This is a genomic window from Microcoleus sp. Pol12A5, from assembly GCF_036701435.1.
Taxonomy (GTDB): domain Bacteria; phylum Cyanobacteriota; class Cyanobacteriia; order Cyanobacteriales; family Microcoleaceae; genus Microcoleus.
The window spans coordinates 1-13,016 of sequence record NZ_JAUBQU010000145.1; the positions used below are offsets into that span (position 1 = coordinate 1).

The 13,016-nt window shown below is 45.2% G+C and carries 10 protein-coding genes; 9 read left to right on the forward strand and 1 reads right to left on the reverse strand.

All coding sequences use genetic code 11. The annotated features are described in order from the left end of the window. Nucleotides 1-279: 279 nt before the first annotated feature. The 7 genes from QUA45_RS25075 (at nt 280) to QUA45_RS25105 (ending at nt 8,992) form a co-directional block, all read left to right on the forward strand. Entirely contained in the window at nt 280-846 is a 567-nt protein-coding gene (locus tag QUA45_RS25075) for a photosystem I assembly protein Ycf4 (RefSeq protein WP_333100937.1), read from the forward strand. A 176-nt stretch (nt 847-1,022) separates the two neighbouring features. Further along, nucleotides 1,023-1,808 (forward strand): peptidylprolyl isomerase, encoded by a 786-nt coding sequence (locus QUA45_RS25080; protein WP_445304993.1) that lies wholly within the window; start codon nt 1,023-1,025, stop codon nt 1,806-1,808. 203 nt (nt 1,809-2,011) lie between these two features. Further along, entirely contained in the window at nt 2,012-3,262 is a 1,251-nt protein-coding gene (locus QUA45_RS25085; RefSeq protein ID WP_333100936.1) for a beta-ketoacyl synthase N-terminal-like domain-containing protein, read from the forward strand. Between the two features lie 337 nt (nt 3,263-3,599). Continuing rightward, on the forward strand, nt 3,600-4,709 hold the full coding sequence (locus QUA45_RS25090) for an ATP-binding protein (RefSeq protein ID WP_333100935.1): 1,110 nt from the start codon (nt 3,600-3,602) through the stop codon (nt 4,707-4,709). 185 nt (nt 4,710-4,894) lie between these two features. Then, entirely contained in the window at nt 4,895-6,772 is a 1,878-nt protein-coding gene (gene mutL, locus QUA45_RS25095; RefSeq protein ID WP_333222450.1) for a DNA mismatch repair endonuclease MutL, read from the forward strand. A gap of 398 nt (nt 6,773-7,170) precedes the next feature. Further along, the gene (locus QUA45_RS25100) at nt 7,171-7,995 is read left to right on the forward strand and encodes a transglutaminase family protein (protein ID WP_333222452.1); all 825 of its coding nucleotides are present in this window, start codon (nt 7,171-7,173) and stop codon (nt 7,993-7,995) included. 310 nt (nt 7,996-8,305) lie between these two features. Continuing rightward, nucleotides 8,306-8,992 (forward strand): alpha/beta hydrolase, encoded by a 687-nt coding sequence (locus QUA45_RS25105; protein WP_333222448.1) that lies wholly within the window; start codon nt 8,306-8,308, stop codon nt 8,990-8,992. Between the two features lie 140 nt (nt 8,993-9,132). Here QUA45_RS25105 and QUA45_RS25110 read toward each other — a convergent pair whose 3' ends face one another. Further along, nucleotides 9,133-9,597: an SRPBCC family protein gene (locus QUA45_RS25110; protein WP_333071769.1), complete on the reverse strand. Its 465-nt coding sequence runs from the start codon at nt 9,595-9,597 to the stop codon at nt 9,133-9,135. 147 nt (nt 9,598-9,744) lie between these two features. Here QUA45_RS25110 and QUA45_RS25115 point away from each other — a divergent pair, with 147 nt between their 5' ends. Together QUA45_RS25115 and QUA45_RS25120 are read left to right on the forward strand one after the other, a co-directional pair. Then, nucleotides 9,745-10,719 carry a transposase gene (locus QUA45_RS25115; protein WP_333100929.1) on the forward strand — a complete coding sequence of 325 codons (975 nt, stop codon included), beginning with the start codon at nt 9,745-9,747 and terminating at the stop codon, nt 10,717-10,719. 327 nt (nt 10,720-11,046) lie between these two features. Further along, nucleotides 11,047-12,723, forward strand: a complete 1,677-nt coding sequence (locus QUA45_RS25120) for a mechanosensitive ion channel (RefSeq protein ID WP_333100928.1) — start codon at nt 11,047-11,049, stop codon at nt 12,721-12,723. Nucleotides 12,724-13,016: the final 293 nt, after the last annotated feature.

Sequence of the window (13,016 nt, forward strand, 5' to 3'; positions counted from 1 at the left end):
GATCGCGTTTGAGCCAGTCGTCGAGGACATCAAATATGCCTCTTTCGGTCTGGGCGCGTCCGACTGCGATTGTCATTGCGGTAAAATCCTTTTGCTTGTTAAAAGACCAAGGTTTCTAATTAAAGTTAACATAACTATATATTAGAAGTTCAGAATTTTTCAACATAATTAGCAGGTGTTGATACACAATCCCGATCGGTCGATCGCGATCTCGTCAGGGAAGCGTGACGCTCGGTGGGCTAATTGAATTAAGATTTGGCTTTAAGGCTGTTTAATTTTATGACTGCAAAAACAATGACCTCGATCGATCCTGTCCTGCGCTACCCGGTTTTGGGCTCCCGCCGCTTCAGCAATTACTGGTGGGCGACGGTGGTCAGCATTGGAGGGACTGGTTTCCTGCTGTCGGGCATTTCCAGCTACTTGCACGTTAACCTGCTGCCTTTTGCTGACCCGACTCAGCTCATTTTCATCCCCCAAGGCATTGCGATGGGTTTCTACGGTGTCTGTGGCGTACTTTTGGCGCTTTACCTGTGGCTGACTATTCTCTGGGATGTCGGTGGCGGTTACAACGAGTTCGATCGACAAACTGGTAACATTCGGATCTTTCGCTGGGGTTTTCCCGGCAAAAACCGCAAGCTTGATTTTACTTGCAAGACATCGGACGTGCAATCTGTGCGGGTGGACATTAAAGAAGGTCTCAGTCCCCGTCGAAGTATTTATCTTAAGCTCAAAGACCGCCGTCAGTTTCCCCTGACTAGAGTCGGACAGCCGATTGCTTTGTCGCAAGTGGAAAATCAAGCGGCCGAATTGGCTCGATTTTTGCAAGTTCCCCTAGAAGGACTATAGGGATTTGCGATTTGCGATTTTAGATTGGTAATGTCTCGTAGGGTGCGCATTTCGCACCAAATCGATAAATATTGGGTGAGCACGAAGCGGTGCAAATTATCCCTGGTAAATCGATAAGTTTAGGGTGCGCATGGCGCACCTTACATCATTGAGTGAAAGTGAAAGTGAAAATACAAATGCAAATGCAAGTCAAAATTCAGCGGTGGTTGTTCTCACTTTTAATAATTGGCGCGTTGTTTGTCGGAGGATGCGGTAATTCTCCTGTGGCAAACTCGACTCCGACATCGAATCCGGCGTCGGGTGAAAATATTTCTTTGTCTCCATCTCCTTCTCCTGCTGCTGTAGCCGCGAGTTCGCAATTTAGCAATTTGCCACGATTGGAAGGAAAAGCAACGGTGGTAATGACGGTTAAAGGTGCTCCAATTACGATCGAACTCGACGGCACAAATGCGCCAATTACTGCGGGCAATTTTGTCGATTTGGTACAGAAAGGTGTCTACGACGGATTGGTTTTTCACCGAGTCGTGCGGGAACCTCAGCCTTTTGTAGTTCAGGGCGGTGACCCCCAGGGCAAAGACCCTAAATTCCCTACAGCGCGACTGGGAACTGGGGGTTTTATTGACCCAAAAACTTCTACCGAACGCAGGATTCCTCTGGAAATTAAAGCTAAAGGTGCTGCCAATCCGACTTACAGCCAAACGCTAGAAGAAGCTGGGGTTAAGGAGAAACCCGTGTTGGTGCACAGTCGCGGGGCTGTTGCTATGGCTCGATCGCAGAGTCCTGATTCGGCTTCTTCTCAGTTTTATTTTACTTTGACCGATGTACCGTTTTTGGACGGCAGCTATGCGGTTTTTGGGTACGTGAAGCAAGGGATGGATGTTGTTGATAAGATTGAAGCGGGCGATCGAATAGATAAAGCTACTGTTACTCAGGGTTTGGAAAATTTTAAGCCTGTTCAGTAGTCAGTCCTCACTCGTCACTCGTCATATTAATTCCGGTTGCACGATCGAGATGATTGTTGACTGTTGAGGTTGACTCGATTTTCTTATTCCGATGCAACCGGAAATGATATCACTCGTTGCTCGTTGGTTAGTAGTTAATAATTAGTTCCAATCATAAATGACTAATGACTAATGACTAAAAATTTGGGAATCTGAGGGCAGATGTGGATGTTGTTGTTACGGGAATAGGCCTGGTTTCTGCTTTAGGCACTCTGGATGGTAGCTGGAAAAGATTGTTGTCTGGGGAATCAGGAATTCGGCAACATCAACCTTTTATAGAACTTGAACGGCGACCTTTGGCTTTAATAGGAACAAAACCTGTCGATTTAATAACTTTAACTCGGCAGGTTTTAATAGATGCTGTGCAAGATGCTAATTTGACTTTGCCTTTGCCTGATTGCGGAATTGCAATCGGTTCTAGCCGCGGCTTCCAGGCAAGTTTGGAACTGTTGGCAAGCGCAAGAAGTTCGGCAACGGATTGTGTAACGGATGTAATGGATGGAAGAAAGACGGAAGTTGGAAGAAGTCTGAGGGAATTAGGAAGAGGGAAGTCGCAAGAAACAAGGGAATGCCCAATTACCGATTCCCAATTACCGATTCCCAATTCTCAATTTGTGAATTTTTTGCCTCACATGGGGGCGATCGCAGCGGCGAGGGCAATTGGTTCGACGGGGCCGGTATTGGCACCGATGGCTGCTTGTGCGACGGGTATTTGGTCGATCGCCCGCGCTGTTGATTTAATTCGCACCGGTGAGTGTCAGCGGGCGATCGCAGGTGCTGTCGAAGCGCCTATCACACCGCTGACTCTGGCTGGATTTAGCCGGATGGGTGCTTTGGCAAACAAAGGGTGCTATCCCTTTGATGAAAATCGGGAAGGCTTTGTGCTCGGTGAAGGAGGGGTTTTATTTGTATTAGAATCCGCCCAATTGGCAAGGCGTCGTGGTGCTAAAATCTACGGTCGAATTTCTGGTTTTGGCTTGACAAATGATGCTTGCTATGCAAATGCACCGGATCAAGGGGGGGAAAGTGCGATCGCGGCGGTAAATCAATGTTTGAAACGGAGCAATTTAGCGGCGGTTGATATAGATTTTATTCATGCTCACGGTACTGCAACTGATTTAAATGACCGACACGAAGCACTGTTAATTGAGAAGTTATTTAACCGAGGAGTTGCTGTTAGTTCGACTAAGGGGGCTACTGGTCATACTTTGGGAGCTTCGGGAGCTTTGGGCGTGGCTTTTTGTTTGATGAGTATTAAATATCAGATGTTGCCGCCTTGCGCGGGAATGACAAAACCGGGGTTTGAATTAGATTTTGTTCGCTGTGCGCGATCGGCTATTGTCAGAAATGCGGTTTGTTTAAGTTTTGGCTTTGGCGGGCAGAATGCTGCGATCGTTCTATCGGGCGATCGTTAATTTTTGTAAACTCGGTCGAGCGGCTTTTAAATTACACGATATCTCTACAGTTAAAATCTTCTGAGGTGGCAGGAGAACCCACCCGCAGATCTAATTTAAATCTCAAAAATAGTACAATATTTATGTATTTTAGTCAATTAACTGAGAATTGCGGTGAGATTACTGCTGCTGCTATGCTAGTCTGGCTCTGCATCCCGACGCCGATCCTTGCTTCCAAGCCTGGGAGGTCAGAAAATAGAGGCAGATTAAACCAATATTGTATTTGATTAACGTACCGATCCCGATCGGCGAAAATAGAAGAAAGAAACTGTTTCAATTAAGTTTCAGGTATCTTAACATGGATCTGGCATTTCATCGATTTATGTCTTATTTTGAACCAGAGCAAGCTGCTCACCTCTGCCAAATAGCTGTTTTGGAGAGTTTTGATGAGGAAACGCTGGTTTTTGAAGAAGGAGAAACAGCGGATTTTTTCTATCTAGTTTTAGAAGGTAAAGTCGAGTTTAGCAAGCGGATTGACAACCATAAATATCAAACTGTTGCTGTGGCTAAGCCAGACGATTATTTTGGCGAACTCGGAGTTTTAGACGGAGAGCCACGCAGTGCTAGAGCTGTGGCAGTTGCAGGCTCGACTTTGGCGAAAATAGGCCGTAAAGAACTCATAACAACTCTCCAGTTTGCTAAAGGCAGTTCGGTACTGCAAATGTTTAGTTTCATTACTAAAAATTTGCGGGATACCACAGATCAATATGTTAGCCAGTTGGTACACAAACAAAAAATGGTATTGGTTGGAGAAATGGTGAGTACAATTATTCACGATTTCAAAAGTCCTTTTACCGGAATTAAACTCTCCATTGAAATGCTCAAAGAAATACACGAAGATGAGGACACTCAGGAGTGGTGCGAACTTATTCAATTGCAGGTTCAGCGAATGTTGGGGATGGCTGAAGAAGTATTAGAGTTTTCGCGCGGTAATTCTGTATTACATAAAAAACCCATTAATCTAATTCAGACGTTGCAACAGTTTGAAAAGTTGAACAGAGTTTATTGTGAAGCAGCAAAAGTAGATTTAGCAGTACGGGTGACAGAAGTCATAGTGGAAGCGGATGAAAATAAGATTTTGCGTGTTTTACAAAATTTAGTTGGGAATGCTGTTGAGGCTTTTGGCGGCAGAGGGGGTCGGATAGAGATTGCGGTGACACAAAGTCAGGAGTGGGCAGAAATTAGCATTTATGATAACGGCCCGGGCATTCCGCCGACAATTAAGGAAAAGTTATTTGAACCGTTTGTGACTTATGGCAAGCGGACTGGTACTGGCTTGGGAACGGCGATTGTTAAGTCTATCGTTGAGGCTCACAAAGGAAAAATTACTTATGACTCAGAGGACGGTAAAGGCACAACTTTTTACATCCGCCTGCCTAAAATTATGGCTTTAGCAGATCAAATTTAAGTCGTTACGAAGATTATATTTAGGACTTTTTCAGTAACTCTCAGAGACTTGGTTGATGAGTAGATATTTTATTACAAAACAATATTTTACTACCTGATAAACCGGGTTTAAGATCGTAAATCCTAATACTGTGCAAGTAGTTACAGAATGAAGTATAATTGAATGAACGAACTGCTAAAAATTTGATGCCAGTTACTATTCAAACCTTACCCACAGAAGTTATCAATTTAATTGCAGCCGGTGAAGTCATTGACTCGATCGCCGCAGCGGTAAGAGAATTAGTTGAAAATTCTCTGGATGCTGGTGCAACTCGCATCGTTGTTTCTGTCTGGCCTGAACAGTGGCGGGTGCAAGTTGCAGATAATGGTACGGGAATGGATCTGGAAAATTTGCGACAGGCGGCTTCGCCTCACAGTACGAGCAAAATTACCACTGAAGCAGACCTTTACAAAATTGATACTTTGGGATTTCGTGGGGAAGCTTTGCACAGTTTAGCTCAGTTGGGCTGTTTGGAGGTTTTGAGCCGATCGAATGATTTGGGATTGGGGGATTTTTCGGAAAATCGAGAGTCGGCGCAAACCCCCGCCAAATCTTCCTTTAACAAGGGGGGAGTTGAAAATGCTCGATCGGGATGGCGGGTGATTTACAACAATGCAGGCGTTGCTGTGGAGGTGGAAACAGCGGCGATAGCTCCGGGTACGGTGGTGACTGTTGATAATTTGTTTGGCAATTGGCCTGTGCGCCGCAGTTTTTTGTCGCCGGCACAGCAAATGCGATCGATCCAATTAACTCTTCAGCAAATTGCTATTTGTCACCCGCACGTTAATTGGCAGTTGCGTCAAGGAAACACGCCTTGTTTGCACGTAACTCCTGGTAGCACAGCGGAACAACTTTTACCTCAATTCGTGCGCGGTGTGCGAGCGAGCGATTTGCAGTATTTAAAGTTAGATTTGCCTGCTAGTCCTCAAAATCAGAAAGCAGCAAATTTATTGATAGAAACTCAACTTGTTGGCGCTACAGTTAAGTCTAATTACCAATTGCCAGTTGCCAGTTCCCAATTCCAAATGTCGAATTCCCAGCGTTTGGAGTTAGTAATTGGTTTGCCCGATCGCTGTCACCGCAGGCGGCCGGATTGGGTGAAAGTTGGGGTAAATCGGCGAGTTGTGCGATCGCCCGAATTAGAGCAAACTATTCTCAGCGCCTTTGCCCGCACTTGTCCGCGCGACCGCTATCCCGTATGTTTTGTCCACCTGCAAATCTCCCCTTCGGAAATCGACTGGAACCGCCACCCGGCTAAGGTGGAAATTTATCTGCACGAGCCGAGTTTTTGGCAAGCCCAAGTTAGCGCAGCAATTGCTCGTGCTTTGCATTTGAACGATGAAGTTTTGCCGCCTGCCCCAATTCCCGATCGAGTGGGAAAATTGCTGAAGGCATCGGAACACAAAAGTGCTTACAGTGTCGGGATTTCGGCTAGGCAGAATGATGCAGGTGGCGAACAGGAAAAAGCTGATAAAATAGGATTGATGGAATTGAGAGCGATCGCTCAAATTCACAATACTTACATTGTTGCGGAACATCCGAGCGGAATGTGGTTGATAGAACAGCACATCGCTCACGAGCGCGTTTTGTACGAGCAATTGTGCGCGGCTTGGCAGCTAAAATGTCTAGAAAAACCCGTTATTCTCAGTCAATTATCGGCGCTACAAATTGAGAATTTATCTCGCTTAGGCTTGGAAGTAGAAACATTTGGGGAACAGCTATGGGCAGCCCGCGAAGTTCCTGAATTGTTAGCCGATCGAGATGACTGTGCGGATGCGCTTTTTGAACTCAGTAAAGTCGCAGATTTACAAGCGGCTCAAGTTGCGACTGCTTGCCGTAGCGCTATGCGAAACGGTACTCCTTTGAGTCTTGCCCAAATGCAAAATTTGTTGGATGAATGGCAGCAAACTCGCAATCCGCGCACTTGTCCTCACGGCCGGCCTATCTATTTTGCTTTGGAAGAATCGACTTTGGCTCGAATTTTTCGCCGCAGTTGGGTGATTGGTAAAAGTCACGGGATTTGAAAGTTGATTTGATATCCGAGGGGGTTCACCTCAATCTCGATGCAAAAAAATATATCGTGAAGCTTTATTAAAAATAATGGCTGATTTATATGAAAAAACTTAGAATATATCTAAATTAAAATAATGCACTGTTTTTAAGATATTTTGGGCAACAGGCATCTTGCCTGTTCCACAAGAAAAAAGGCCTGTACCACCATAAAAAGGTTAGTGATACTACCAAAAGCTGCAACAGGCATCTTGCCTGTTTCACAAGGAAAAATGCGTGTATTACAATAAAAAAGGTTAATCATATTAGGAAAAAGGTCTGTTTAGCCGAATAATTTTTGTTGTGGAACAGGCATCTTGCCTGTTCATAATATGGGTATAAAATGTCAATTAAACATAAATCAATACTAAATATGGATTTTTCGATCGCGCGACAACTCTTTTATCAAGAAATAAATCAGCCGGATGGCTCGATCGACCTGGCGAAAGCTGCCCTTTACATGGCTTTGGAAGAATACCCGAATTTAGAGCCCGAGGAGTATCTCAACGCTCTCGACACGATCGCAGATGAAGTGCGCTCACGCCTGCCGGCACAGAATTATCCGCTGCGGATTATTCAAACTATTAACGGCTATTTATACGGGGAGTTGCAGTTTGCGGGCAATGATGCGGATTATTACGACCCCCGCAATAGCTTTTTGAATGAAGTGATCGATCGCCGTACTGGCATCCCGATCTCTTTATCTTTGGTGTATTTGGAGGTTGCTAAGCGCATTGATTTTCCGATGGTGGGAATTGGGATGCCGGGACATTTTTTAATTAGACCGGATTTTGAAGATGCTGGTATTTTTGTTGATGCGTTTAATGGCGGCGAGATATTATTTTCTGAAGATTGTCAAGGGAGACTTTCTCAAATTTACGGCCAACCTATGAAGTTGCAGCCGGCTTTTCTCGCCCCGGTAAGTCGCCGACATTTTTTGGGGCGAATGCTGGGAAATCTGAAGGCGATTTACTTGCAGCGGCGAGATGCTGTGAGGGTACTCTTGGCGATCGAACGGATTTTGCTGCTGTTTCCCGATGCGCTGGGTGAACGACGCGATCGCGGAATTCTATATTATCAACTGGGACGCTTGGCCGAAGCGCGCCACGATTTGGAACTATACCTGAAAAATGCTCCGAATGCTGAGGATGCTGCTATAATTCGCCAATTGCTCGATCGGCTCGATCTAGATCTTTGAACTTAAATTCGCTATATGTCGCACAGCACACTATAAGACATCAAAGTGACACTCAATAAACTGCTGCCCGACGACCAAATTTCGCTTTTATCATTTTTGCAAAGGTATCTAAAATTGTCAAAACGTTAATTATAACATATTAATTCCCAATTAACACCTATCTTTGGATAGGTTGAATTTGTTTGACTTGACTGTAGAATCATAGGTCATTTACGGAAATTCCGATGCGACTTTCCCGACTGATACCCGCACTGATACCCGCACAGACGAGCTATCTAAAAAGTATTTTGACGTAAAGAGGCAAAAACTCATGAACTTTCAGTTTCAACAAGGTTATCTCAACGGAATTCAACCGCTGTCAGCCCATTTAACAAAAAGAATGTCAAAGTCTTTATCTTTAGGTTTGGCGCTTTTGCTGGGAACAAGTGCAGTATTCCTAAGCAGTAGCAAAGCCTTTGCATTAGATAATGTTACCGTAAAATACGGTGCTGTTGACGTGACATTACCGATGAGCGACTTGCAAAGCTTTGCACAAACCGGTCAAGCATCATCTCAACTGCAAAGCGTTCTGAGTCTTGCGAAACAAACTCCCGAGTCGGTGCGCGAAATATTAACGCGAGAAGTGCCTTTAGATTCTCAATTAGTAGCGCGGCTGGCAAGCACTTATTTTGGGGAAATTGTTTTCAAACAATTGGGGGAGGTTGCTTATGCACCGGCAACTCGGCTGCAAAGCGCGCCGGCACTCCGCGATGCTTTAGTCGCAGCATCTAAAGATGGCAAAATATCGCTGATTGAAGTGATGCAAAACTACAGCCCTGCTGCCTTAGAAGTTGACGGCAATCAAGCGATAGTGATCTACGAGCGAGTGATTAAAGATGTGCAAGATTTGCAAGCTTTGTATCAGAATTCCCCGGCTTTACAAAATACGGCTAACCAAGCCGTTAATTCGGCGAGAGAAATGATTTGTCAGCCCAATCCATCGGGAAGTGCGAAGTAAATAACTCAAGTTGAGGGAATGGGGAATTGGGAATTGGGAAGTTGGTGCTTTTTTTCCTATTAGCTATTGGTTTTCAGCTATTACAAATTACCCATACTTCGGCTACGCTAGGGTAAAAGTTCCCCATTACCCCTTACTCATTATACATTACCCATTTTTTGAGATAATTGCTCGGCTACCCGCTTAAGGCGGCGGAGTTGGTCTTTCATATCTTTTTCTGTCCAAGGGGCCGCAAAGCGATTGAAACCAAATCTAATTAAACGATTGGGAATTTGAAATTCAAAGCGGTTAATCAAGAGAGTTCCTTGGATTTGCGGCTGGCATTCCCACCGATCGCATCCTTTGAAAAATCCGTCAAACCCCCACACAATTAAACCGGGTTGTCGCTCCAACACAACACTCTCCAAAGTGGGTTGCAAAACTGGAATTTTTATGATAAATAAGCTACGACTTCCTACAGCAGTATCCCATTCGCCCTGGGGATCGCAGCGCAGCAGGGGATTGAGCCACTTGTGCATTAAAGTGCGATCGACTATACACTGCTCCACCAGAGTAGCAGCAGCGCGAATTTCAATGGATTGCTCGAAAACTTGACGAATTGACATGAGAACCTGCAACAAGAAGGGTATTACAAAACTTTGCTTACTTGATAGTCATTTATTTACTTGTACCGTCAATTTTTCCAGAAATTAAAAGATTGACACACTCATAAATACAGTGTATCATCTTGAATTAAACTATATATACCAACTATGCAGCTAGTCGAAAGGCACGTCATTAAACCAAATCATAGGTTTTATCGAAAAGCCGATCGACTCTCTTGGCTGTGCAAGAATCTTTACAATAGCGCTAACTACATCTACAGTCAAAACTTTTTCGCCAGACAAGAAACAAATGCTCTGGCTGTTGATCGCGCGCTTAAAACAAGTCTTGATTACAAAGCACTGCCCGCAAAAGTAGCACAAACCACGCTCGGCTTAGTCCTCAAAGCATGGACTAGCTATTATCTGTGGGTGCGAAACTATCAGAAAGACCCAACTGAATTTCAATCAGCACCGAAAATCCCTCATTATCAAGGTTCAAGAGAGCGAAAAAGAGAGGACGGGCGCTATGTAGTTGTATTTAATTGTCAAGCTGTCAGCAAAAGAGCCTTAAAAAAAGGCTATGTTCGCCCCTCTGGTACTAATATTTGGTTGCGCTCAAAAGTCATCTTCATTCTGGAAATCCGGATTGTTCCCAAAGTATGTTGTTATGGGGTCCAGGTGCTCTATGAGAAGTTAGAACAGCCTTTACAAGTTAATCAGAGAGTAGCTGCCTTAGATTTAGGATTAAACAATCTGGCAACATTAACCTACAATGTTCTTGGATTAGTACCCACAATCTACGACGGACGGGCTGTTAAGTCAACCAATCAATACTGCAATCAAGTTTCAGCGGCATTGAAATCATTGCTGCCCACAGCGCAAAAAAACAGTAAAAAACTTGCCAAATGCTGGCACAAGCTTAACTGTAAAGTGGATTATTACTTACACACGACGCGTTCCGCAATTATTAAAGAACTCGTCAATCATCAAATGGGCTTGCTGGTTATAGGCGGGAACCAGGATTTTAAAGAGGGGATTAATACTGGTTTGATTAAGAATCAAAATTTTGCCTGTATTCCCCAGCGCCGATTTCGGAAAATATTGCAGTACAAAGGACAACTTGCGGAAACTCAAGTTTGGTGAGTTGAGGAGAGTTACACATCCAAATGTTCAGGTTTGGATTTGGAACCAATTTAACAACATTCCGACTACATTGGCAGTAGGGTAAAAAGATGATTGTTCAGAACCAAAACAGGAGGATTCATAAATGCCGATGTGAAAGGTTCTTGGAATATTGGCCCAAAATCATTCGGAGATGGGCCGATCCAAAATTCGATAGAGGGTTTTGTAGTTAACCCAGTACGATTAAAAGTGTACAAACATTAAATTTAGGCGATGTCTAGATTTTTTGGAACTATTATTAAAGTTTCGTCTTCTCCTTGTCAAATCTGACGTTAACCTGAGAAAAAAATGAATGAAACTTGGCAAGAAATAACTCAACCCATATCGGGTCCCATAGCGGCGTTGTCCGATCGCATTTTGTCCCAGGCCCAGCCCGGGAATCCGCTGACAGATGCAGAACGTGGAATTAACAATTTCCTTCAGGGCTCAAACATTGAAAACCTCCTCTGGGCCGTCGGTATCCTGCTCATTGGCTTGATAGTATCAGCCCTCGTCTCATCTGTAGTGGGGGGATTGCTCAAGAAGACTACGCTGGACAATCGGCTGGCTGCTTGGATTACAGGCCGCCCAGAAGGAACTGGAACCCCGCAAGTGGAAAAATGGATTTCCGCAGCGGTGTTCTGGATCATTTTTGTCTTTTTCCTAATTGCCTTTTTCAACCGCCTGAATCTAACGGCTGTCTCGCAACCCCTCAATACTTTTCTCAATCAAATTACCGGTTTCTTGCCGAAGTTAGCCGGCGCGCTAATTTGGTTGGGGATTGCTTGGGTGTTGGCAACAGTCGCCAAAATGGCCGTATCGCGGGCGATGCGGGCTTTTAGCGTGGACGAGCGCTTGAATCAGGAAGTGGGCGCTGCGCCCACTGAGCGCCCTTTGCTGCTGAGCGATACTGTGGCGAATGCGCTGTACTGGTTCATTTTTCTGCTGTTTTTGCCGCTGATTCTCGACTCGCTGGAAATGCAGCAGGCTCTGCTGCCGGTTAATAATTTACTCAACCAAATTCTGGCGGCTATTCCCAAAATTCTGGAAGCTGTGCTGATTGGGTTTGTCGGCTGGCTGCTGGCTATGGTGGTGCGACGGATTGTCACAAATCTGTTGGCTGCTGCTGGGGCCGACAGTTTGGGCGCTCGGTTTGGAATTTCGCGGACTTCGGGCGGACAATCGCTGTCGTGGATTGTCGGGACCATCGTCTATGTTTTAATTTTGATTCCAACAGCGATCGCAGCTTTGAACGCTTTAGACATTCAGGCGATTTCGCAGCCGGCAGTCGCAATGCTCAACGACATTTTGGGCGCGGTTCCCAAAATATTCACCGCGGCGCTGATTCTGGCGCTTGCTTACATTTTGGGGCGCTGGGTAGGCGATTTGGTTACTAATATCCTGACCGGAATTGGCTTTAACAATGTCTTTTCTTGGTTGGGAGTGCAGGCACCGAAACAGTCGCTGAGGCTACCGCCAAGTTCGATCGATCCCGACGCAACGATTCTTCAGGAACCCGAACTTCCAGCCCGCACGCCTTCTGAGCTTGTCGGCATTGTGGTGCAGGTGGGCATCATGCTGTTTGCTGTGGTGGCGGCTACCGACGTGCTGCAGATTCCAGCGCTGACGGCGATTGTTAGCGGTATTGTCCTAGTTGCAGGTCGGGTGCTGGCTGGTTTGGTGGTATTTGCGATCGGCTTGTATTTGGCGAATCTGGCGTTTAGTTTGATTGCTAGTTCTGGAACTCGCCAAGCGCGTCTTTTGGGCCAAGCGGCTCGGATTGCGATTATTGCCTTTGTTTCGGCCTTGGCGCTGCAACAGATGGGCATTGGCAGCGATATTGTCAATTTGGCTTTCGGGCTGCTGCTCGGGGCGATCGCAGTTGGCATTGCTCTAGCTTTTGGTTTGGGCGGGCGCGAGATTGCGGCCGACCAAATTCGCGAATTGTTAGCGTCGTTTAAACAAGATAAGACGCCACGTTTGTAATTCTATAAAATGGCGTTTGTACTTGACAAACGCCATTTTTTTTTGATTAATTTCATTGTGAGTGAGGGTCCCGAAGCAATCGCAAAGCCTTGGAATTTGAGAATACAGCTATAGACTGTTTGCCAGCAGAGATTGATTTTTGTTTCTGGGCCGATGCCCCTAATTCAATGGCACTGAAAAAGTGAGCAAAAAAAAATCTGTAAGGCAATCTATATATAGGGTTTGCTGAAGCAGTTGCAAAAGTAAACACTGTATGAGTTGTGTTATCCTAAAAAGGTGGAAGGGTGCAAGAA

Excerpts from the sequence above, each read along its gene's own strand:
- QUA45_RS25110 (WP_333071769.1), bottom strand. The coding sequence starts at position 9,597 with ATGTCAATTCGTCAAGTTTTCGAGCAATCCATTGAAATTCGCGCTGCT.
- QUA45_RS25120 (WP_333100928.1), top strand. The coding sequence starts at position 11,047 with ATGAATGAAACTTGGCAAGAAATAACTCAACCCATATCGGGTCCCATA.
- QUA45_RS25115 (WP_333100929.1), top strand. The coding sequence starts at position 9,745 with ATGCAGCTAGTCGAAAGGCACGTCATTAAACCAAATCATAGGTTTTAT.
- QUA45_RS25100 (WP_333222452.1), top strand. The coding sequence starts at position 7,171 with ATGGATTTTTCGATCGCGCGACAACTCTTTTATCAAGAAATAAATCAG.
- QUA45_RS25105 (WP_333222448.1), top strand. The coding sequence starts at position 8,306 with ATGAACTTTCAGTTTCAACAAGGTTATCTCAACGGAATTCAACCGCTG.
- QUA45_RS25080 (WP_445304993.1), top strand. The coding sequence starts at position 1,023 with ATGCAAATGCAAGTCAAAATTCAGCGGTGGTTGTTCTCACTTTTAATA.
- QUA45_RS25075 (WP_333100937.1), top strand. The coding sequence starts at position 280 with ATGACTGCAAAAACAATGACCTCGATCGATCCTGTCCTGCGCTACCCG.
- QUA45_RS25090 (WP_333100935.1), top strand. The coding sequence starts at position 3,600 with ATGGATCTGGCATTTCATCGATTTATGTCTTATTTTGAACCAGAGCAA.
- mutL (WP_333222450.1), top strand. The coding sequence starts at position 4,895 with ATGCCAGTTACTATTCAAACCTTACCCACAGAAGTTATCAATTTAATT.